This window comes from Streptomyces sp. NBC_01210, from assembly GCF_036010325.1.
GTDB lineage: Bacteria > Actinomycetota > Actinomycetes > Streptomycetales > Streptomycetaceae > Streptomyces.
In genome coordinates this window covers 1,944,847-1,964,160 of record NZ_CP108549.1, presented here as the reverse complement: position 1 = coordinate 1,964,160, position 19,314 = coordinate 1,944,847, and the positions used below count along the sequence as shown (strand labels likewise).

General features: G+C 68.1%; 18 protein-coding genes and 3 pseudogenes. 7 read left to right on the top strand and 14 right to left on the bottom strand.

What is annotated here, in order from left to right; all coding sequences use genetic code 11:
* Nucleotides 1–45: 45 nt before the first annotated feature.
* The 4 genes and pseudogenes from OG735_RS08865 to OG735_RS08850 form a co-directional block, all read right to left on the bottom strand.
* Nucleotides 46–492: a PGPGW domain-containing protein gene (locus OG735_RS08865; protein ID WP_327322582.1), complete on the bottom strand. Its 447-nt coding sequence runs from the start codon at nt 490–492 to the stop codon at nt 46–48.
* Entirely contained in the window at nt 492–1,811 is a 1,320-nt protein-coding gene (gene nhaA / locus OG735_RS08860) for a Na+/H+ antiporter NhaA (RefSeq protein ID WP_327322581.1), read from the bottom strand. Before nhaA ends, OG735_RS08865 begins: the two co-directional genes overlap by 1 nt.
* A gap of 176 nt (nt 1,812–1,987) precedes the next feature.
* The gene (locus OG735_RS08855) at nt 1,988–2,119 is read right to left on the bottom strand and encodes a hypothetical protein (RefSeq protein WP_327322580.1); all 132 of its coding nucleotides are present in this window, start codon (nt 2,117–2,119) and stop codon (nt 1,988–1,990) included.
* 182 nt (nt 2,120–2,301) lie between these two features.
* A pseudogene (locus OG735_RS08850) lies at nt 2,302–2,562 on the bottom strand (MerR family DNA-binding protein); the annotation flags it as partial.
* Nucleotides 2,563–2,823: 261 nt separating this feature from the next.
* Here OG735_RS08850 and OG735_RS08845 point away from each other — a divergent pair.
* The 3 genes and pseudogenes from OG735_RS08845 to OG735_RS08835 form a co-directional block, all read left to right on the top strand.
* Nucleotides 2,824–4,425: pseudogene (locus tag OG735_RS08845) on the top strand (helix-hairpin-helix domain-containing protein); the annotation flags it as partial.
* Nucleotides 4,422–5,438 (top strand): DNA polymerase Y family protein, encoded by a 1,017-nt coding sequence (locus OG735_RS08840; RefSeq protein ID WP_327322579.1) that lies wholly within the window; start codon nt 4,422–4,424, stop codon nt 5,436–5,438. The pseudogene OG735_RS08845 and the gene OG735_RS08840, both read left to right, overlap by 4 nt.
* A 130-nt stretch (nt 5,439–5,568) precedes the next feature.
* Nucleotides 5,569–6,459: a lipase family alpha/beta hydrolase gene (locus OG735_RS08835; RefSeq protein ID WP_327322578.1), complete on the top strand. Its 891-nt coding sequence runs from the start codon at nt 5,569–5,571 to the stop codon at nt 6,457–6,459.
* Nucleotides 6,460–6,547: 88 nt separating this feature from the next.
* On the opposite strand, the gene OG735_RS08830 is transcribed toward OG735_RS08835, so the two are convergent.
* The gene (locus tag OG735_RS08830) at nt 6,548–7,573 is read right to left on the bottom strand and encodes a lytic polysaccharide monooxygenase (RefSeq protein ID WP_327322577.1); all 1,026 of its coding nucleotides are present in this window, start codon (nt 7,571–7,573) and stop codon (nt 6,548–6,550) included.
* Nucleotides 7,574–8,155: 582 nt separating this feature from the next.
* Nucleotides 8,156–9,355 carry an IS110 family transposase gene (locus OG735_RS08825; RefSeq protein ID WP_327322576.1) on the bottom strand — a complete coding sequence of 400 codons (1,200 nt, stop codon included), beginning with the start codon at nt 9,353–9,355 and terminating at the stop codon, nt 8,156–8,158.
* A gap of 321 nt (nt 9,356–9,676) precedes the next feature.
* Here OG735_RS08825 and OG735_RS08820 point away from each other — a divergent pair, with 321 nt between their 5' ends.
* Nucleotides 9,677–10,063 carry a DUF6221 family protein gene (locus OG735_RS08820; protein WP_327322575.1) on the top strand — a complete coding sequence of 129 codons (387 nt, stop codon included), beginning with the start codon at nt 9,677–9,679 and terminating at the stop codon, nt 10,061–10,063.
* Between the two features lie 594 nt (nt 10,064–10,657).
* Complete coding sequence (locus tag OG735_RS08815; RefSeq protein ID WP_327322574.1) at nt 10,658–10,924, top strand: hypothetical protein; 267 nt, start codon at nt 10,658–10,660, stop codon at nt 10,922–10,924.
* A gap of 103 nt (nt 10,925–11,027) precedes the next feature.
* On the opposite strand, the gene OG735_RS08810 is transcribed toward OG735_RS08815, so the two are convergent.
* A complete protein-coding gene (locus tag OG735_RS08810; RefSeq protein ID WP_327322573.1) occupies nt 11,028–12,155 on the bottom strand; it encodes a toll/interleukin-1 receptor domain-containing protein in 1,128 nt (375 codons plus the stop codon).
* Between the two features lie 113 nt (nt 12,156–12,268).
* Here OG735_RS08810 and OG735_RS08805 point away from each other — a divergent pair.
* Nucleotides 12,269–12,960, top strand: a pseudogene (locus OG735_RS08805) (winged helix-turn-helix domain-containing protein); the annotation flags it as partial.
* A gap of 329 nt (nt 12,961–13,289) precedes the next feature.
* Here OG735_RS08805 and OG735_RS08795 read toward each other — a convergent pair.
* The 6 genes from OG735_RS08795 to OG735_RS08770 all read right to left on the bottom strand — a co-directional run bounded on the left by OG735_RS08795 (nt 13,290) and on the right by OG735_RS08770 (nt 17,133).
* Nucleotides 13,290–14,036 carry a hypothetical protein gene (locus OG735_RS08795; protein ID WP_327322570.1) on the bottom strand — a complete coding sequence of 249 codons (747 nt, stop codon included), beginning with the start codon at nt 14,034–14,036 and terminating at the stop codon, nt 13,290–13,292.
* Between the two features lie 133 nt (nt 14,037–14,169).
* Nucleotides 14,170–15,036: a GNAT family N-acetyltransferase gene (locus OG735_RS08790; RefSeq protein ID WP_327322569.1), complete on the bottom strand. Its 867-nt coding sequence runs from the start codon at nt 15,034–15,036 to the stop codon at nt 14,170–14,172.
* A gap of 87 nt (nt 15,037–15,123) precedes the next feature.
* On the bottom strand, nt 15,124–15,288 hold the full coding sequence (locus OG735_RS08785; protein ID WP_327322568.1) for a hypothetical protein: 165 nt from the start codon (nt 15,286–15,288) through the stop codon (nt 15,124–15,126).
* On the bottom strand, nt 15,285–16,409 hold the full coding sequence (locus tag OG735_RS08780; protein WP_327322567.1) for a radical SAM protein: 1,125 nt from the start codon (nt 16,407–16,409) through the stop codon (nt 15,285–15,287). Before OG735_RS08780 ends, OG735_RS08785 begins: the two co-directional genes overlap by 4 nt.
* 193 nt (nt 16,410–16,602) lie before the next feature.
* Nucleotides 16,603–16,845: a hypothetical protein gene (locus tag OG735_RS08775; RefSeq protein WP_442812393.1), complete on the bottom strand. Its 243-nt coding sequence runs from the start codon at nt 16,843–16,845 to the stop codon at nt 16,603–16,605.
* Nucleotides 16,846–16,932: 87 nt separating this feature from the next.
* The gene (locus OG735_RS08770; RefSeq protein WP_327322566.1) at nt 16,933–17,133 is read right to left on the bottom strand and encodes a hypothetical protein; all 201 of its coding nucleotides are present in this window, start codon (nt 17,131–17,133) and stop codon (nt 16,933–16,935) included.
* Between the two features lie 123 nt (nt 17,134–17,256).
* On the opposite strand from OG735_RS08770, the gene OG735_RS08765 reads away from it, so the two are divergent.
* Entirely contained in the window at nt 17,257–18,603 is a 1,347-nt protein-coding gene (locus tag OG735_RS08765) for a hypothetical protein (protein WP_327322565.1), read from the top strand.
* Here the strand turns inward: OG735_RS08765 and OG735_RS08760 are convergent.
* Nucleotides 18,581–19,114, bottom strand: coding sequence for an NUDIX hydrolase (locus OG735_RS08760; protein WP_327322564.1), 534 nt, complete (start codon nt 19,112–19,114; stop codon nt 18,581–18,583). The genes OG735_RS08765 and OG735_RS08760 overlap by 23 nt on opposite strands.
* Nucleotides 19,115–19,314: the final 200 nt, after the last annotated feature.

Below are 19,314 nucleotides of genomic sequence, written 5' to 3'. Positions count from 1 at the left end.
GTCGGGTTCCTGTCGGGTACTGGGGCAGGTCGGGGGCGGGTGATGTTACCGGCGGGCGGCTGCGGTCATGGCGAGGCCGGTGATGAGCAGGGACAGCCCGATGATGAGCACAGGGACGCCGGGTCCGGGCAGGAAGTACATCGCCACCCCGGCCAGAGTCAGGGGCGCGCCGAGGGCGGCCATCACCTTCCCGATCCGTCGTTCCGACACGGACTGCTCCTTGCTCGGGTGAGTTGAGGCGGCCGGGGTGTCGCGGCCGGTGAGTGCCCCGGTGAGCAGGGCCCATGCCGCTGCCCAGCCGAAACGGGTACCACCGATCAAGACCGTGGCCGCAGCGACCGTCGCACCGGCCGCCATGGGCCGGGGGCTGGTGGCGAACGCCCACTGGCGCCGGGCGCTGCCCGGATGCCGGAGCTCGGTGACGGCCGTGCGGATGACCAGGGCGGCGATGACGATCACGGGCGCCAGCAGTGAGGCATCGCCGCCGGCCATCAGGTGTGCTTCCCGTCCGTACGAGCGGCGGTGCCTTCGGCAGCCGTGTCGTGCTGGTAGATGTCGGGGATGCCATCGTTGTCGGCGTCGAGGTTCTCCGCCTCGTACAGGCGCCGGTAGACGGTGTTTCTCCTGCGCAGCAGGATCGCGGCGAGGACGGTGGCGATCAGGGAGGCGACGAGGACGGCGGCCTTGACGTGCTCGGCTGTCTGGCCGGCGGGGAAGGCGAGTTCTCCGATGAGGAGGGCGACGGTGAAGCCGATCCCGGCCAGCACCGCGAGCCCCAGGACGTCGGCCCAGGCGAGGTCGGGGTTGAGCTGGGCGCGGGTGAAGCGGGCGGCCAGGTAGGTTCCGGCGAAGATCCCCACCGTCTTGCCCACGACCAGGCCGATCACCACGCCGAGGGGTTCGGGGCTGGTGAAAACCGCGCCCAGGGCAGGGCCGGAGATGCTCACCCCCGCGGCGAACAGCGCGAACAGAGGCACCGCGACGCCCGCGGAGAGCGGGTGCACCAGGTGCGCGACCCGCGAGGCCGGCGAGACGTCCTCGTCCTTGTCCCGGGTGGTGCGCAGGATGAGGCCCATGGCGACTCCGGCGACGGTGGCGTGGACGCCGCCGTTGTACATCAGCGCCCAGATCGCCACCCCGAGGGGGACGTACCACCACCAGCCGCGCACCCGCAGCCGCTGGAGCAGGTAGAAGAGGACCAGGCCCGCGACGGCTCCGGCGAGTGCCCACGGGTTCAGGTCGGAGGTGAAGAACACCGCGATGATCAGGATCGCGCCCAGGTCGTCAACCACGGCCAGGGTCAGGAGGAAGGCACGCAGCGCGGCCGGCAGGTGCGTGGACAGCACAGCCAGGACGGCCAGGGCGAAGGCGATGTCGGTGGCCATCGGGACCGCCCAGCCCGCGCTGCTGCCACCGCCCGCCGCGGTGGTGGCCAGGTAGAGGGCGGCGGGTACCGCCATTCCGCACAGCGCGGCGATCACGGGCAGCGCGGCGGTGGCCGGGGGGCGCAGTTCACCGACGACCAGCTCGCGTTTCAGCTCGATCCCGGCGACGAGGAAGAACACGGCCAGCAGCCCGTCCGCCGTCCAGTGACCCACGGACAGGTCCAGGCCGAGGGCCGGTATCCCGAAGTGAAAGTCGCGCACGGAGGCGTATGCCGCGCTCCACGGGCTGTTGGCCCAGATCAGCGCGAGGACGGCTGCGCCGAGGAGGACCAGGCCGCCGACGGTCTCCGTGCGCAGGGCCCGGGTGATCGCCTGCCGCTCGGGCAGGGGCAGCAGTCCGAGGAATGGGGAGCGGGTGCCGGCCATGGCAGTGGGCCTCCGGGTGCGTCAGCGACGAGAGGGCACACTGCCCCCAGGACGCCGACCAGACTTCCCGGCACACCGCGCGCCAGTTCTTGACGCGTTCTTTACACCGTATCCACCGGTGGACAGGCTGTCTGCCCCGCACGCCTCCGCAAGATCGCATCGGTGTCAGGTTGTGATCAGCCCTGGCGGGAGGCGCACCACCAGGCAGCAGCGGCGGCGAGCACCAGTGCGGCGGCCGCGTACAACTCAGGCCGCTGGGCGGGCATCGTGTAAAGGGCGGCGCCCGCGATCGTGAGGATCGCGCCCACCGCCAGCAGGGGCGAGGCCGGACAGCGGCCGGGCCCGGCGGGTCACCGCGGAGCTTCGGGGGGCGTGGCCGGTACGAGCGGACGGTTCATACGGGCTCCTGGGGGACTCTCGGCGCGTGCAGGTCGCACGAACCCCGGCTGCGGCTGAGGGCTGTGTCAGGTCTCCAGCCGGGCCCGCGGGGTCAGGACCCGTCAGGAGCGGCCTGGTGCAGGCGCGTGCGGAGCGTTTCAGCGAAGTCCTCGGCGCGGGCCAGCTGGACTCGGAGTTTGTCGACCTGCTCGGTGGCGGCCTGCTCGTACTCGCGCACGCGCTTCAGTAGGGCCTCGCGCTCGCCGGTGTCGAGGCCGGGCTCGTCATCGAGGCAGTCGGTGGCGTCCAGGAGGTCGCGCATCTGGTCGAGGGTGAACCCGAGCGGCTTCATGCGGCGGATCACCATGAGCCGGCGACGTCCGAAAGAGGGCCAGCCGCACCCTGCTCTTGGTACTCGTACCCGCGGTGCGCGGCAGTCAGATCACCCATGTCTTAGCCATTTCCGTCGATGGGGCCGCATGTTGAACTGGGGAATGGCGGACAGGCGGCACAGACGTGTTGCGCAGGCAATATCAGTGCGGACGCGGGCTGGTTCGCTCTGGGCAACCACTCAGCGGGTTGAGCTCTCAGAACCGACAACTTCAAAACCGACACGTGACTTGACTAATGAACCGGCCAGCGCGATCTGGTCGGCCGGCTGCAGCCCTCGACCTTCGACGACCTGGTCGTCGACATCTCGCTCTTCAGGCCGGGGCCGGTCGCGGCCGACATGGTGCGGCCGTTCATCGAGGCCCGGCACGGCCGGGCGCCCGTCCGCTATCCGCATCCGGATCTGGAAGGGCCGCTGAAGGAGACGTACGGAGTGGTCGTCTTCCATGAGCAGATCATCGAGATGGTGCACATCATGACCGGCTGCGGTCTGGACGAGGCCGACCGGGTGCGGCGCGGGCTCTCCCATTCCGAGTCGCAGGGGAAGATCAAGGTCTGGTTCGCGCAGCACGCGGAGGCGAGGGGGTACGGGTCAGAAGTGATCGCCCGGGCCTGGGAGATCATCGAGGCTTTCGGCTCGTACGGCTTCTGCAAGGCGCACGCGGTGGCCTTCGCCGTGCCGACGTACCAGTCGGCGTGGCTCAAGGCGCACCACCCGGCGGCCTTCTACGCCGGGCTGCTCACGCACGACCCCGGGATGTATCCGAAGCGGCTGCTGCTGGCGGACGCGCGGCGGCGTGGAGTGCCGGTGCTGCCGCTGGATGTGAACCGGTCCGCGGTCGCTCACCGAATCGAACTGGTGTCTGATGAGGGGGCTGGGCAGGGGGTGTGGGGGCTGCGGCTCGCGCTCTCGGACGTCCATGGCATCAGCGAGGCGGAGACGGCGCGGATCGAGGCCGGGCAGCCCTACTCCTCGCTGCTGGACTTCTGGCAGCGGGCCCGTCCCGGGCGGCCGGTCGCCGAACGGCTGGCCCAGGTCGGCGCGTTGGATGCCTTCGGCGCGAACCGGCGCGATCTGCTGCTGCATCTTGCCGAACTCCATCGGAGCCATCGGGGCCACCGGGGTTCCGGGGCGGGTTCGGGAGTGTACGGAAGTCAACTTCCTCCCCCGCAGCTTTCAGCGTGGGAGGTACCCCCCCGCGACGGGCAGAAGACGGCCCCGGTCGGCCTCCCGGACCTCGATGACGCGGAACGCCTCAGCGCCGAGCTCGGCGTCCTCGGCATGGACGCGTCCCGCCATCTGATGGACGATCACCACACCTTCCTGAAGGAGCTGGGAGTGCTTTCCGCACAGCGGCTGCGCTCGGCACAGCACGGGCAGACGGTGCTGGTCGCGGGCGCGAAGGCGGCCACCCAGACACCGCCGATCCGGTCCGGCAAGCGGGTCATCTTCACCACGCTCGACGACGGTACGGGCCTGGTCGACCTGGCCTTCTTCGACGACAGCCACGCCGCGTGCGCGCACACCGTCTTCCACTCCTGGCTGCTGCTGGTGCGCGGGGTGGTGCAGCGGCGCGGACCGCGCAGTCTCAGCGTGGTCGGCGCGGCGGCCTGGAATCTGGCGGAGCTGGTGGAGCTGCGGCGTACGGGCGGGCTCGACGCGGTCGCGGCGCGGCTGGCCGCACCCGTACCGGTGGAAGGGGAGGGGCCGGGCGACAACGGCCGCCGGATTCAGCTGCCGACGGGCTATGAGCTGAACCCCTGGGCCGACCTTCAGCCGCCGGGTGAGCAACAGGCCGCCACCGGGCGGAAGTTGTGGCACCAGAGCCCTGGGAGCGCGGGATGATCCTCTATGTACGCTTCCGGCGGCCGCCGCTGCGTGAGACGGGCGACGCGGGGCGCAAGGCGGGGCGCGAGGCGGGCGGCGGGGTCGAGGCGGCGCTGCCCGCGCTGCTCGGTCTGGCCGAGGACATCAGCCCCGTCGTACAGGCGCTCCCGCCGGACGCCGCGCTCATCGATGTACGGGGCGCCGAACGGTACTTCGGACGGGACGCGGCCCAGCTCGCCTCGCTGCTGCGGGTGCGTGCGCTCGCACACTGCGGGATGGACTGCGTGATCGGGGCGGGACCGAACCCGATGCTGGCCAGGACGGCGGCACGGGAGGCCACGCCGGGGACGACCCTGGTGGTGGCGGACGACGAGGCGGCGGGGTTCCTGGCCGACAAGCCTGTCGCCGCGCTGGACGGGGTCGGGGCGGCGACGGCCCGCACCCTGTGCGCGTACGGCCTCGACTCCATCGGCAGAGTCGCCGGCGCGCCGCTCGCCGTACTCCAGCGGATCGTCGGCGCGCGCGCCGGGCGCGAGCTGTGGGAGCGGGCGCACGGCATCGACCGTACGAAGGTCGTCCCGAACGCCGCCGCGCGCTCGATCGCCGCCGAACGGTCCTTTGAGCGCGATGAGTTGGATCCGGTGCAGCACCGCAGGGCGCTGCTCTCGATCGCCGAGGAGCTGGGGCTGAGGATGCGCGGAGAGGGCCAGGTGTGCCGCTCGCTGAGCCTCACCGTGCGGTACGCCGACCGGTCGACGACCACGCGTGCGCGCGCCCTGCGCGAGCCGACCGCCCACTCCATGGCGCTCACCGGTGTCGCGTACCGGATCCATGAGTCGCTCGGCCTGCAGCGGGCCAGGGTGCGGAGCCTGTCGCTGCGTGCGGAGGATCTGACGCCTGCCGAACGGGCCGCGCGGCAGCTGACGTTCGACCCCGCGGACGAACGGGCGCGGCGGATCGAGGCGGTGGCGGACCGGGCGCGGGCCAGGTTCGGGCCGCAGGCGGTCGTGCCGGGCTCGCTCGCCGCGTAGCGCCCGCTATTGACACGTATTCAGTTTTTACCGGCGCGTAACTTCCAATCTCTCGTTACTCGTGCGTAAGTTAGCGAGAGCACCAAAAACCAGCCATCGCTACTCCCTTGAGCCGCAAGGAGACTGCTCGATGCTGCCCTGGAAACGTGCCCTCAGACCGCTGGCCGCCCTGTTCCTGGCCGCGGCTGTCGCCCTCACCCCCACCGCCGCCGCGAACGCCGATTCGGCCAATGTCGCCTCTGCCAACGCGGAATCCGCACCCCACAGCGGATGGAACAACTACTCTTGCCGGCCCTCCACCGCCCATCCCCGCCCCGTCGTCCTCGTCCACGGAACCTTCGGGAACGCCGTGGACAACTGGCTCGCCCTCGCTCCGTACCTGGTGAACCGCGGATACTGCGTCTTCAGCCTCGACTACGGACAGCTCCCCGGCGTGCCCTTCTTCAACGGCCTCGGCCCGATCGACAAGTCGGCCGAGCAGCTCGACACGTACGTCGACAAGGTGCTCGCCGCGACCGGAGCGTCCAAAGCGGACCTCGTCGGCCACTCCCAGGGCGGCCTGATGCCGCGCTACTACCTCAAGTTCCTGGGCGGGGCCGACAAGGTGAACGCGCTGGTCGGCCTCGGGCCCGACAATCACGGCACCACGCTGAGCGGCCTTGCCAACCTGCTGCCGTACTTCCCGGGCGCCGAGGATCTGCTCAGGGCCGCCACCCCGGGGCTGGCCGACCAGACGGTCGGCTCCGCCTTCCTGACGAAACTCAACGCGGGCGGCGACACCGTGCCCGGCGTGCACTACACCGTCATCACCACGCGCTACGACGAGGTCGCCACCCCGTACCGCTCGCAGTTCCTGGTCGGACCGGATGTGCGCAACGTCCTTCTCCAGGACCTGTGCGCGGTCGACCTGTCGGAGCATCTGGCGATCGGGCTGTTCGACCGGATCGCGTACCACGAGGTCGCGAACGCACTTGACCCGGCGCACGCGACGCGGACGAACTGCGCGTCGGTCTTCTCCTGAGATTCCCGGGAGATTCCTGAGAAACGAGCGACTGCGGTCCGTTTCCCCTCGGGGGAGCGGACCGCAGTCGCTTCTCCAGTGCTGACGATCAGCGGCCGTGACGCCCGCCGGTGGCCGTGGCCTTACGGCGGACGGTGCCGAACATCGCGGCGGCACCGATGGCGAGGGCGGCGGCGCCGACGACGGCGATGTACGGGGTATTGCTGTCGCCACCGGTCTCGGCGAGGTTCTCGCTGCGGGCGTCCGGCGCGACGGCGGGCTCGGCGGCGCCGTTGGCCTCGGGAGCGTTGCCGGCCGACTGCTCGTCCGCCTGCTTGTCCGACTGCTCGGCCGGGGTGGCCGGAGCCGCCGAGTGCTCCGAATGCTCGTCGCCGCCATGGCCGTTGTGGTCGACCGTGGACTTGTCCGTGCTGTCCGCGATCTCCTTGTCGGAGGGGGCGGAGGCGACCGGGGCCGCACCGCCGCCCGCGCTGCCGTTGTCCTTGCCGAACACGACGTCGGAGCAGGTGTAGAACGCCTCGGGGGAGTCCGAGCGCTGCCAGATGGAGTAGATCAGGTGACGGCCGGACTTGTTCGGGACGATGCCGTCGAAGACGTACTCACCGTTCACCAGCTTGGGGTTGGTGACCTTCGCGAACGGCTTCTCCTCCAGGTCCGACCACTTGAGGGCCTTCGACGGGTTGTAACCGTCCTTGGTGAGATACAGCTCGAAGGAACCCTTGTGCGGGGCGGTCGCCTTGTAGTGGAAGGTGTGATTGCCGGAGGCGAGCTTGGACGACGGCCAGTCGCCGCGGGGCAGATCGAGGCCCTTGTACTTGTCGCGACCCGCGCTGCACAGCTTGCCGTCCGGGATCAACTGCTTGTGGTTGCCGGCGGCGTTGGCGATGTTTACTTCGTTCCAGTCGTAGAAGGCCTGCGTCCCACTGGCCGCGACCGCCGCCTTGCAGGCTGCCGAGTCCGGGCTCTCCGGCCCCTCGGCAAAACAGGCGGACACCCGGCTGACCGGGTCCGTCATCGACCCGTGCGCAACGGCCGGAGCGGCAGCCAGCCCGGCCAACGCGAACGGTGCGAACCCGAGGGCGGCGACCGAGGCGGCCTTACGGCGAGCGGTCATGGTGACGTTCTCCTTCAAGCGGCATATGGGGGGACCCGAGGCAGGCTCGAACGGGCGGTGCGGCCCCCCGTAGGACCTACTGCGCCGACTGTTCGAACCGGCCCCGGCGATCAGCAAGCTAGCCGCTCGGGACGTCGAAATCGCCTGCTGGGAGGGGGGATGGCGATCCTTATGGTGGTTTTAAGGAGGTGCTAAGAGGCTGCTCAGGAAACGGCAGCGTTGAGCGGGCCCGCCCCCTGGTCAAGGCGGGGGCATCGTCCGTAGTCGTCCAGGGAGCGCCGCCTCGTGTTGGCCGTGGTGGCTCCCCGTGTGGCTCCCCGAGCAAGTCGTAGGGAAGTGAGTCACCCACATGTCGAAGAACCGGTGCGGCGAAGGTGTGAGCTGGCGGTCAGCGTGCACGGCGTTCTGACCTGCGAGGGAGTAGGCATCACCGGTCGTTGATGGTTGCCGCTGGTCACCTGTTCCCGGCCCACAGGCGGGCCGGCCAGAGCATCGCCGTTCTGCAGCGCTACAAGGTGCTGGATGGGGAGGAGGACTCCCAATGATGTTGTCAAGCGAGGCTGGTGACGCATCGTGAGTGAGTCATGCCGCTGCGGCATCCTGTCCGGGTGGGCTGATCTCGAAGGTCCGGTTGTCGCGTATGAGGGCCCACAGCACGTTGAGACGGCGGCGCGCGAGGGCCAGGACGGCCTGCTTGTGGTTCTTTCCCTCGGCTCGCTTCCGTTGGTAGAACGCCTTCGAGACAGGGCAGTGGTAGGCCGCGACCTGGGCGGCGAGGTAGCACATACGCAGGAGCCGCCGACTGTAGCGGCGCGGGCGGCGAAGGTTCCCCTTGACGTTCCCGGAGTCCCTGGGGACAGGGGCCAGTCCCGCGACGCCGGCCAGGCAGTCGGCGCTGCCGAAAGCGTCCATGTTGCCACCGGTCAGGGCGATGAACTCGGCGCCCAGCAGGGTGCCGATGCCGGGCAGGCTCGTGATCACTTCGGCGTGCTGGTGCTCGCGAAACCGGCCCTCAATGAGTTTGTCGATCTCCGCGATTTCCTCGTCGAGGGCAATCACCTCCCTGGCCAGCCGGGCGACCATGGCCGCCGCGGTCTTTTCGCCCGGGACGGCGGTGTGCTGGGCCTCGGCGGCCTCGATCGCCTTGGCGGCGATGGCGGGAGCGTTGCGGACCTTGCGGTTCTTCAGCCAGGTGGCGAGGCGGTTCTTGCCGATGCGCCGCAGGGCGGCCGGAGTCTGGTAGCCGGTCAGAAGGAGGAGCGCGGCCTTGGAGACGTTGTACTCGTAGGCCCGTTCCAGGGCCGGGAAGTACTCCAGCATCTGGGCCCGCATCCGGTTGATCGCCCGGGTGCGGTCGGCGGTCAGGTCGTAGCGGCGGGCGGTCAGGATCCGCAGGTCAACCGCTATCTCGTCCTCCGCCGCCAAGGGTTGCAGGTCCCGGCGCATCCTCGCCTGGTCGGCGATGACGAAGGCGTCTTTCGCATCCGTCTTCCCACTGCCGCGGTAGGCGCCGGAGGCGTGATGGACAGCGCTGCCGGGGATGTAGAGCAGCTTCTGCCCGTGGTTGACCAGCAGCGTGATCAGCAGACCCGCACCACCAGCGTTCAGGTCAACCGCCCAGGTCACCTCGTCGCTGATGTCGAGGACATCCGCGATGAGCTCCAGCAGCTCGGGCTCGTTGTTCGTCACCCGGCGCGAGAGCACCACCGTGGCGTCTGCATCGATCACCGTGCAGTGATGCTCGGCCTTGCCCGCGTCCGTACCGGCCCAGAGGTCAGGCACGGTCACCTCCCAAGTCGTTCCGTTCCAAGTCCCAGCAGACGACCTCGCCGACGTGTCCATACACAGCGATTCAGTTCGCGCATCCCAATGAGTGGCCGAGTCGTCGCGGGGCTCCGGGCGGCCAGTCCTCCTGAGCCACAAGCGGCAGCCACATGACAGCCACACCCAGAGCCCCCTGGGCTTCCCGATCTTACGAATGACCGGAAACGAACCCACCAAGAAAGGTATGGACCGCATGAACGAACTAATCGACAGGGGCTTCGCGGAGCAAGGGGCAGAGCCAGCTCCCAATGCGGGGTCCAACTAGGGCAGGGTCGGTCCATGACGGACTCCCTTGTGGCTTTCATACATGCTCGCCTCGACGAGGACATGAACCTGGCGCTGGACTGCATCGTGGAGGACGGACGGTGGCGGGCAGAAAGAACCTCCCTGGTTCTCGACACCGGAGCCGAAATCAGGGTCCACCTCGCCATCGCCGACCACATGGCACGCCACGATCCAGCGCGCGTGATCCGCCGCGTTGAGGCACACCGGGCCATCGTTGACGCTTACACGGAAGCGACGGGCCCGGGCACCGACACCCAGGGTTCTTTCGTGAGCGATCGAGCTACCGGCTTGAGCATCGCGGTGAAGCAGATGGCCGCAGAGCACAGTGATCACCCGGACTACGAGGCGGAATGGTCAGTTGAACCCGAGCCGGGCTCATAGGCCGGCGGAAACCCTGGCCGCAGCTTGGCCACATGCCCTGGTTAACACAGGGATACCGGCGATCCAGGGTGAGGCAGGCTGAACACAGAAGGGGTGCCTCTCAGTGAGAGGCACCCCTCTGACCAGCTCTTACGCTGACCTGGCGGTGGGTGTGGGATTTGAACCCACGGTGACGCCATGACGGTTTTCAAGAGCGTCGCGGTGCCGCGTGGCGGATGCACTCTGACCTGCGCAGTACTGCCTTTTGTCCCGCGAATCCATCGCTCTGGCCCACACATGGCCCACGGAGCGAGCGCAGAACAGTTGATCACCGCTTGAGGAGTTCGATCGCCGTCCCTCTGTTGCGCGCAGGCCTGGGCCTCCGACTGCTGTACTGGGTCGTTCAAGGATGCAGCTGTGCGCCCTCGTTGATGTCAGCAGTAGATGAGGTCATGGGGGCGGGCATCGGAAGAAGTGACGTGGGGCCTCGCCGACTTGGGGCCGTCTAGATGATCAATGCGATGACCTGTGGAAAAGCGTCATGCCACGGGGTTCCTTCTGCCGGTCGAGCACGTGGCGGGTATGCGGCAGACGAGGACGCGGCAGACTGCCGTCATGTGGATAGCAGTGGCAGTGATGATGCTGGTCTTCGTGCTCGGGTTGGCCTCAGCGATTGGCCAAGCTCGTAAGGGCCAGTGGTGGACGGCTGGCGCGGTCTTGCTTCCCGTCCTCGGCATGGTGGCGATGCTGCTTGGCGGCGTGGAGCGGCAGAGCACGCCGCTCTTCTGGCTGGGATGCGTGTTCGTAGCGGCCGGCTTCGGCGCGGCGGCGATGGCCTACTGGAGAACTCGAACTCTTGGGAGGGAGCAGGCGGGCCAGTGATGGAGCGACGCGTCGAGGCGGTGGGCCTCAATGGGCGAGTCACCTTCAGTCGAATGTATTCGCCGATCAGCTGATAGGAGTCATCACGCTTCACGTCTCAAAATTACTCAGGTGAAGCGGTATTATCTCCACCATCTTCTTGGATCAGTCGCTCCCACTCATCCATAACGGATTGACCATCAACGACCCTTTGTGCTGATTTTTTCAGGGTCATCATAAGAGGTCGAACGCTCTTGCTGAATTTGGCGATTTCCTCCGCATTGGAAGAAAAGCCCACGAGAATTGGAACATTGTCACGCGAGGCGGATGCCGCCCCTAGGGCAGCCTTGAAAAACTCGCCGAGGGTCGCGCGATCTTCCTGCGGGAGTTCCGGGTCTCTGGAGATCCTAATGAGCGTCAGGACGCCGGGGTCAACGATCGCCAGCTCGGCCGCGTACTGGTCGCCCCATTTAGCAAACCTCTGCACAGGATCTTGCAGCCGACTGGCCAATTGCTGACTGACCCGCAACCTTCCCGCGAACCCACCGTTACGCTTGTCGGATTCGCTGATCTCGCCGGTAGCCCACTCCATATGGGAGCCGATTTCTGCCGTTACTTCACCGAAGCCAGTCAGGCACTCAGCCAAGCGCGGTAGAGCGTCTTCCATTTCGGCAAGCTGTTCTACGATCCCTGCCTGGTCGTCAACGGCTAGTGCTTCCTCTTGTGCGGTCGGCTCCCTCTCGCTGGCGCTCGCAAGAATTTCCGCCAAGCGAATGGCAAGCTCATGAACTGCCTGGCGGTACCTAGGAGACCCTTCATCTTCCAGCCGAAGAGCCGTCCAATCGACATAATTCCGCCTTTTGATCAAGGCGACCAATTCATCGTCGGGATTCTCGTCAAGGAGGTCAGATGAACCGCTATAGAGAATGGGAAGCAAGAGGTCATCCAGTCCGAGGCTCGACGCATGGCTGGAGAAGGTGATCACTTCTCGACGGCACTCCTGGCTCCTAAAGAAACGCGGAGTAATGATAGCGATCATGAATGTTGTCCCCATGATCGCGGAGTCAATGCGAGAGCGCCACTCCTCGCCCCAGGAAATATCCTTTTTGTCGAAGAAGATGTGCAGTTCGCGGCCAGTCGTGATCTCGAACTCATCTGAGATCAGATCGACCAATCCCTTGATCTTTCCACGTTCAATATCGTCGTCCCGACGCGTATAACTCCAGAAACCGACAGGTTCGTCCCGATCCATGGGGACACCATAGGGAACCGCAGTCCGCCTGTCTCAGGAACGCAACTACTGACCTTTTCGGCGTGATGTCGTTGGGGGCTGACGATGCGTGATCGTCGCGGTATGCCGGTTGTGTGAGATATCCGCAGGGTGGTGGGCTGACGCCTGAACGGCAGGCGTTTCGCGAGCGGATCCGGCTGGAGGCCGCGGAGCGATTCGCTGCCGGTGCCTCCAACGCCGAGGTCGCCAAGGACTTACGGGTGAGTGTGCGCTCGGTGCAGCGCTGGCGCCGGGCCTGGCACGAGGCCGGCACCGAGGGGCTGCGGTCCGCTGGGCCCGTCTCACGGCCCAAACTCAGCGAGGCCCTGTCCACCGTGCTCGAGCAGGAGCTCGCCAAGGGCCCAGTCGCGCACGGCTGGCTGGACCAGACGTGGACGCTGGCGCGCATCAAGACGTTGATCGGGCGCAGGTTCCACAAGAGCATGACGCTGTCGGCGATCGCGCAGATGCTGCACCGGCACGGCTTCAGCCACCAGGTCCCGGCCCGCCGCGCCATCGAGCGCGACGAGGAGGCCGTGGCGGGCTGGAAGGAGACCTGGCCGCAGGTGGAAGGTCCGTGGCGGCGCTCGACGCCTGGCTGTGCTTCGAGGACGAAGCCGGCTTCTCGATGACGCCGCCCACCGCACGGACCTGGGCCCGGCGCGGACGCACACCCGTCATCCGGGTCCGGGGACGTTCTCAGCGCCGCTTCTCCGTCGCCGCTCTGGCGTGTTACAAGCAAGGCGAACGCTCACGGCTGATCTACCGGCCCAAGCGGCACGTCGATCAGATCCAGTACCGCAGCAACCTCATCAACGGATGCCTCGCCGAAACCGGACTCACCTTGACGACACCACGCCAACAAAGTCAGTAATGGCGATAGGTCGGCGTACCTCAAAAGCCTGCCCGAGTTGCCGGGCCAGCGTACGGCCCCCTGAACATGCCCGACCCCAACCCGAACAGGACACCGGCCAAAGCCGCTCCGGCCGGCCGCGTGGCAACCCGCGCCTGCATGAGCGAACGGCGAGAGCGTGGGCGGTGGTTGGCGCGTGAAGACTCCGACATCCAGGGCAGGCGCAGGGGGGTACGGGGACGGGTGCGTGCGGTAGCCCGGAACTACCCGCAGGGACCGGAGGAGCCACGCTGCCTTCTGGGCGCTTCTGCGACCCACGTTCGCCAAACGTGATGCGTGTTCGGTACCTCGGGGCGATCGAGAAGCCAGAGGACGTAGCCGGCGTGAAGTCGTGCCCATGGGTTGTCCGAGGCGGCGGCCGTACCGAGCCTGCGGCGAAGATCCTCACCGTCGACTGCTCGTGCGACGCGAACGTACTCGCGGTCCTTGCAGCGGTAGGCCCGCTGGACGACGACCTCGACGAGGTCGATGAGCTTCGCCCTGGTCGGCTGATCATGATCGGCAACGGCCATGCGGCGGATGAGTGACTGTTTCGTGCCCCACGCCTTTGCATGCTCTGTCCACTCGCGGGGGAACCGCGCTTCCCACTCCAGAAAGAGAAGCGCATAGGGCAGAACCGGCCCGTGGGCACCCTCGCCCACCCACAGCCCTTCGGGCAGGGAATGGCTACACATGTCTGCGTACACCTCGCGCGCCCGCCTGAAGGCCGGCTCCTGGTACTGCTCCTCCGGTCCCAGTGGCCTCGTGAGGTGCCACAGCTCGTTCCACCGGTCGAGAGCCGCCCAGGTGTTCTTCCTGGCCCCATCCAGATGCGCGAGTGCCGCCTCTCGCTCAGCGGGATCGTCGGCTATGAGGCCGAACGCCCAGCCCAATCGTGCGCGCCAGGCGTCAGCCTCGTTGGCCCCCGACCCTGCCCCCGCCGCTACCCCGTTTGTCATGCCGGAGATCATCTCTCAGGCCGCGACGACGTACATCACGCACGCCTACAACACACGCATCGATGGTGACGAGGCGCGGTGATGAGGTGGATCACCCGAGAGGCACTGGACAGGTTGTGACCTCGCGCCTTCCTAGATCCGGCAGTTACGCCGCTGTGGTGTGGGTGAAGCCGAGGGAGGTGAGTTCTTCGGCCTGGCACAGCCGGTCGGAGGGGCCGTCAACCTCGGTCTGGAGGAGTTGGTAGGTAGCGCCGTGGGACTGGCCCCAGTGCATCGCGGCCCGCCACAGGACACGTCCGAGACCCTGTCCTCGGGCCTCGGGCAGGACGGCGAAGTACTGGGGCATGAGCTGGAGACGTCCGATCGCGTCGGGGCGTACTTCCATGGGGCCGATCGCCCCCACGACGCGGTCCTCGACGGCGGCGGTGAGAACCGGGCCGCACCGGCCGGCCTGCATCTGGGTGTGGAGGAAGGCCAGGCCATCGGCGGCCATCGCCTCGGCGAACGGCGCGAAGGTCTCTCGCACGGCGGCCGGCCAGGCGGTGACGGGCCGGACCGGACCGCCCGGGTCGGGGCAGGGGCCGGTGGTGAAGTCCTTCAGCTGGACGCGGGTGCCGCGCGGGTGTGCGGTCTCAGGACCAAGGGGGCGCACGACCCGGGCGTTGACCATGTCGTGCGCGGCGGCGAGCTTCGCGGCCAGCTCGGCGGCCTCCTCCACGACGCTGTCGCGGAGCCCGTAGGCGAAGACCTTCACGGTGCCCCGTCCACGCCGAGTCAGTGTGGGGATGAGGGTGTGCTCGGGCTGGTGCACCACGTCCTCGCGGAGGACTTTCTCGTCCTTCTCGCCGCCCCAGCGCCGGTCCTTGTCGTACGGAAGGAAGTCTCCGGTGTCGGCCACTCGCAGGGTGTCCTCGAACATGCCAGCGGTCAGGGCATCGGGGTGGACGGGACCGAGAGTCGGCATGATCGGCGCGGTCAGTACAGGCCGGAGCCAGTCCCAGCGGAAGAACATGAGCGGCACCCTAACGGTGAGCCGGTCAGGGCTCAGGCCCCGACGCGAGCACGCCGGGGCCTGAACGGAGTTGACCGGATCTGTCGGTCAGTGGGGGTTGTCGTCACCGGCGTCGCAGGAGCACTCCGCGCTCTCCACGATCACGTCGAGGTCCTGGACGGCGGTGATCGACGCGGTCGCGACGGGCGGGGCGGCGCGGCGGGCCGAGGTCGGCGGGCCGGGCAGAAGGGGCACCAGTACGGGCGGGGTCATGAGGCGTTCTCCTTGTCTCCGTGTTGGCAGTAGCTGTGCAGCGGCGCCTTCGCTTCCTGGTAGTGCTTGGCCAGGGGGCGGCAGACCCGGCAGGTGCCGGACAGGGCGCAGCCCTCGCACCCACCGGTGCGAAGCATGAGGCGGTCGGCGATGGCGCCGAGCCGGGTGAGGCCGTCGATGCCTTCGGCCATCAGGTCGATCTGGTCGTCCCGGCCGACCTTGCAGATCGACACCTTGGCGTGCGGGTCGGCGTGGAAGAAGGTGTGTCCCGCGTTGCAGCCGGCGAACGGCTTGCGCTGCCGCAGGTGGGCGGCGGACTGGGCGAGGAGTGGCTCACCGCCGCCGTAGATCGTGGGCGTCATGTTCGTGTACGCGTGGTTCTCGACGTTCCACTCCTCGGCGAGAGCGGCCATCTCGTCGGCCTCGGAGGCGTTGTCCTCCGTCACCACGACGTTGATGCGGAGAGGCAGGCCAGCCTCACGGGCGGCGTCCATGCCGCGCCGGAACGCCTTCCACGCGCCACGGCGCTGGGTGAGCATGTCGAAGGACTCCTCGCTTGCCCCGTACATGCTGACGACCAGCCGGTAGGGCGGGCAGTCGCGGAAGAGCTTGAGGAGGTCGGGCCGCCAGAGCAGGGAGCCGTTGGTGGAGATGGTGAGCATCATCCCGGCCTGCCAGGCGTACCGGTAGGCGCCCTGGAAGTGGGGGTCCATGGTGGGCTCGCCACCGGTGATCTGGAGCCAGAGGACACCGGCCTCGCGCATGATGTCCAGCAGCCGCACTTTGTCCTCCCAGCCGAGGCCGGAGAACGGGCGCTCGCCGAGGTAGCAGTGCTTGCAGCCGAAGTTGCAGCCGAGGTTGATCTCCCAGGACGCCCGGCAGTAGCCGTATGGGGACGGCTCGCGTACCAGCACGGTGCCCTGCGCGGTCTGGCCGCCCAGGTCCAGGCCCCACACGTCGGCGGCGGTCTGCACCACCCAGGTGGGAAGCGACCCACCGTCGGTGGCGGCCTGGCGCAGGCCCTCGAAGTGGTCCGCGGAGATTCGGGCGCCAGCCCTTGCCCCGGGTTTGAGGAGAAGGTGTCCGTCGAGGAACGGGGAGGCGATCAGAGCGTGGGTCATCGGTGGCCTTCCTTTCGGATCACGGAGCGGGACAGCGCATGGGGCTCCTGGCGGCCGGCGCGGCAGTGGATCTCGCCCAGGCCGTTACAGGTGTCGCAGGTCTTGCCGGACGAGTTGGCGCCGCTGCCACCGCAGTCCCCGCACTGTTCGTTGCGAGGCGAGCGAGGGCGCCGGGTCTTGTGCGGGCTCGCGATCAGTTGGTGCACGAGACCTCCTCCAGGGCGTCTTCCCATGTGTGCTGCTTGGCGTGGTCGGCGAACAGACAGCAGCCCTCACCGTCAGGACCCGGGGCGGCCACCGAGCAGTCCGGCAACACGGCAAGTTCCGCCTCGTCCGTCCCGTCCCAGCGGAGCCACAGCGCGGTCCCGTACGCGCCGGCGTCGGTGAGGAGGCCGAAGTGCTCACCTTCGTCGTGCGCGGACAGCTGGCACTGCACCGCCCTGTCGATGTACTTCGCGGCCGACTTCTCCCGTGCTTCCCGTGCCAGGTCGAGGGGGCACCCGGCGCCAGTACGCGCAACGCATCACGACACCATCCGGAAGGACGCGACGGCATTCCGTTCCTGCTTCGAGCACCGGGGGCAGACGCACGGCGGGTAGCGGCCCGGGTTCTCCGGGACCACCGGGTCCTCGCCCACGCGTACCTCCGCGAGAGGCCCCCACGTCTGGCCGGAGTCGCGGGAGACCCGCAGCGTCATCCGTACGTCGTCCTGTCCGTTCGCCATGGCCAGGAGCATCGCGATCCGCGGGCCCGGCCAGAAAGGCCAAGCAGATTACCCAACCTGGGTAACATCACCCTCGGTTGACCAAGTGCAGCGATCCGTAGTCCTCATGCCGGAGCGTGCCCGATGCCCGAGCCATCTCGCTCGAAGGAACTCCCGGTCAGCCTGCTCACGGACCCAGTGATGATCGAGGCATGCCAGGCCAGAGACTTCGGCCGCATCTTTCAGCTGGTCAAGGCACGAGCAGGCATCTATCCGTCGATGATCGCGCGCCGCTGCGACCTGACCCCGAGCCGCGTGGGCGAGGTGATCGCCGGACGGCGGCAGTTGCTGCACATGGACGTGATCGAACGGATCTCGGACGGACTGCGCATCCCCGGACACATGCTCGGCCTTGCCCGCCGTTCCTGGGAGACGCCGCCCAGCCTGACGGTCACGCCCCGCGGACCGGCCGAGGTGTCGGCCTCAGCCGTCGAACCGCTTGTCACCGGACTACAGGGGGCGGACGTCGACAGCATCCTCGCCCTGGCGGCCGAGCGGGATCTCAGCGCGTCGACGCTGGACGCGCTGCACTCGTCGATCGCGGACTACTGGCGCCGGGACGACGAGCACGGCGGCGAGACCTTACGGCCGGCGGTCGTCGGCCAGCTCCGCTACGTAGTCGATCTCCTCAAGGAGCAGCGTCCGGCTCCTCTGCGGGACGGCCTGCACAGCATCGCGGCCGAGCTGGCCCGGCTCACCGGATGGATCTACTTCGACGCCCGCCAGTACAACCAGGCGCGCGCCTACTTCACCGAATCCCTCGGCCTGGCCAAGGCCATCGACGACCGCCAGTTCATGGCTAACGTCCTCGCCTGCATGAGCCTTCAGGCCACCTACCAGGACAAGCCCGGCGATGCCCTCGCACTCGTCACGGCCGCCCAGGACCAGGCCCGAGCGGCCGCAGGGACGACGCCGCGCGTGCTGGCCATGCTCGCGATGCGCGAAGCCTTCGCCCACGCCACCCTCGGCAACCACGGCGCGACCCACACCGCGATCTCGGAAGCCCACACCCAGTTCGGAGGGATCAGCACCGGCGATCCGGATCCGGCCTGGGTCGCCTATTTCGACGAACCGAAGCTGATCGTGGACACCGGCATCGCGCACGGCCGCCTGGGCGAAGCCGCCCTCGCCGAACCCCTCATCGCGGACGCCCTTCGCCGAGAACACCAGACGAACCACCGAGGCCGCGCCTTCCACGCCTTCTGGCTCGCCCGCACCCAGCTCCAGCGCGGCAAACTTGACGAGGCATGCCACACGGCTATGGACGCCCTCGCCCCGGCAGCGGCTGTCAGCTCGCAACGAGTCGCCGGCCACCTCCGGGAGTTCTACGAGCAGCTGGAGCCCTTCCGCCGGGAACCGGCCGCGGTGGCATTCGAGGCCCGGCTCCGGGAAGTGCTGCCGCGCCAGGTCAGTGGATCGCCTCGTCCATGAGCACGTACAGCAGTCCGACCAGGGAGCCACTGCTGACGATCTCACGACGGTCGATCATGCCCCGCACGTCGGCCAGTGGGATCCACTCGATCCGGTCCGACTCGTTCTTCTCGGTCGGCGGACCCTCGTACGTCGCCCCGTCGGCCCGGAAGACGTGGTGCTGGGAGTCGGTGATGCCGTTGGCCGGCTCGGCGTAGATCAGCGACTTGATCGGACCGGGCCGCCAGCCCGTCTCCTCCAGCACCTCACGGGCCGCCGCATCGGCTGGCGTCTCACCCTCCTCGACCAGACCCATGGGCAGCTCCCATGCCCAGACGTCCGTGATGAAGCGATGCCGCCACATCATCAGAACCTCGCGCCGCTCGTTGACCACTGCGGCCACGGCCAGGTGCCGGAGCTTGACGACGTGGTGCTCCCACCGGTTCCCGTCCGGCGTCTCGACGTCGGTGAGCCACAGGTTCACCCAGCTGTTCTCGTAGATCGGACGTTCCCCGTGGATCTTCCACTGCATCGCTGCGGCCCCTCTCGATCGACCTCCAGCATCGCAGAGCAGCGGCTAGCTAGGGCTAACTAGGACTAGGTTCGACCAGGATTCACGTCAGGCTGACGAATATGGATGGGGCCTCCCTGCCTTGAGGGGGGCCGCGCCCTGTGGCCAGAGCAGAGGATGGTCCACAATTCGTGCCGTGCCCCGGAGACGAACTCACCCTC

What these genes read in the sequence shown, in the direction of transcription:
- OG735_RS08835 (WP_327322578.1), top strand. Translation starts at nt 5,569, where the DNA reads ATGCTGCCCTGGAAACGTGCCCTCAGACCGCTGGCCGCCCTGTTCCTG.
- OG735_RS08770 (WP_327322566.1), bottom strand. Translation starts at nt 17,133, where the DNA reads ATGGCGAACGGACAGGACGACGTACGGATGACGCTGCGGGTCTCCCGC.
- OG735_RS08820 (WP_327322575.1), top strand. Translation starts at nt 9,677, where the DNA reads ATGACGGACTCCCTTGTGGCTTTCATACATGCTCGCCTCGACGAGGAC.
- OG735_RS08790 (WP_327322569.1), bottom strand. Translation starts at nt 15,036, where the DNA reads ATGTTCTTCCGCTGGGACTGGCTCCGGCCTGTACTGACCGCGCCGATC.
- OG735_RS08785 (WP_327322568.1), bottom strand. Translation starts at nt 15,288, where the DNA reads ATGACCCCGCCCGTACTGGTGCCCCTTCTGCCCGGCCCGCCGACCTCG.
- OG735_RS08780 (WP_327322567.1), bottom strand. Translation starts at nt 16,409, where the DNA reads ATGACCCACGCTCTGATCGCCTCCCCGTTCCTCGACGGACACCTTCTC.
- OG735_RS08760 (WP_327322564.1), bottom strand. Translation starts at nt 19,114, where the DNA reads ATGCAGTGGAAGATCCACGGGGAACGTCCGATCTACGAGAACAGCTGG.
- OG735_RS08840 (WP_327322579.1), top strand. Translation starts at nt 4,422, where the DNA reads ATGATCCTCTATGTACGCTTCCGGCGGCCGCCGCTGCGTGAGACGGGC.
- OG735_RS08795 (WP_327322570.1), bottom strand. Translation starts at nt 14,036, where the DNA reads ATGATCTCCGGCATGACAAACGGGGTAGCGGCGGGGGCAGGGTCGGGG.
- OG735_RS08815 (WP_327322574.1), top strand. Translation starts at nt 10,658, where the DNA reads ATGTGGATAGCAGTGGCAGTGATGATGCTGGTCTTCGTGCTCGGGTTG.
- OG735_RS08765 (WP_327322565.1), top strand. Translation starts at nt 17,257, where the DNA reads ATGCCCGAGCCATCTCGCTCGAAGGAACTCCCGGTCAGCCTGCTCACG.
- OG735_RS08810 (WP_327322573.1), bottom strand. Translation starts at nt 12,155, where the DNA reads ATGGATCGGGACGAACCTGTCGGTTTCTGGAGTTATACGCGTCGGGAC.
- OG735_RS08865 (WP_327322582.1), bottom strand. Translation starts at nt 492, where the DNA reads ATGGCCGGCGGCGATGCCTCACTGCTGGCGCCCGTGATCGTCATCGCC.
- nhaA (WP_327322581.1), bottom strand. Translation starts at nt 1,811, where the DNA reads ATGGCCGGCACCCGCTCCCCATTCCTCGGACTGCTGCCCCTGCCCGAG.
- OG735_RS08830 (WP_327322577.1), bottom strand. Translation starts at nt 7,573, where the DNA reads ATGACCGCTCGCCGTAAGGCCGCCTCGGTCGCCGCCCTCGGGTTCGCA.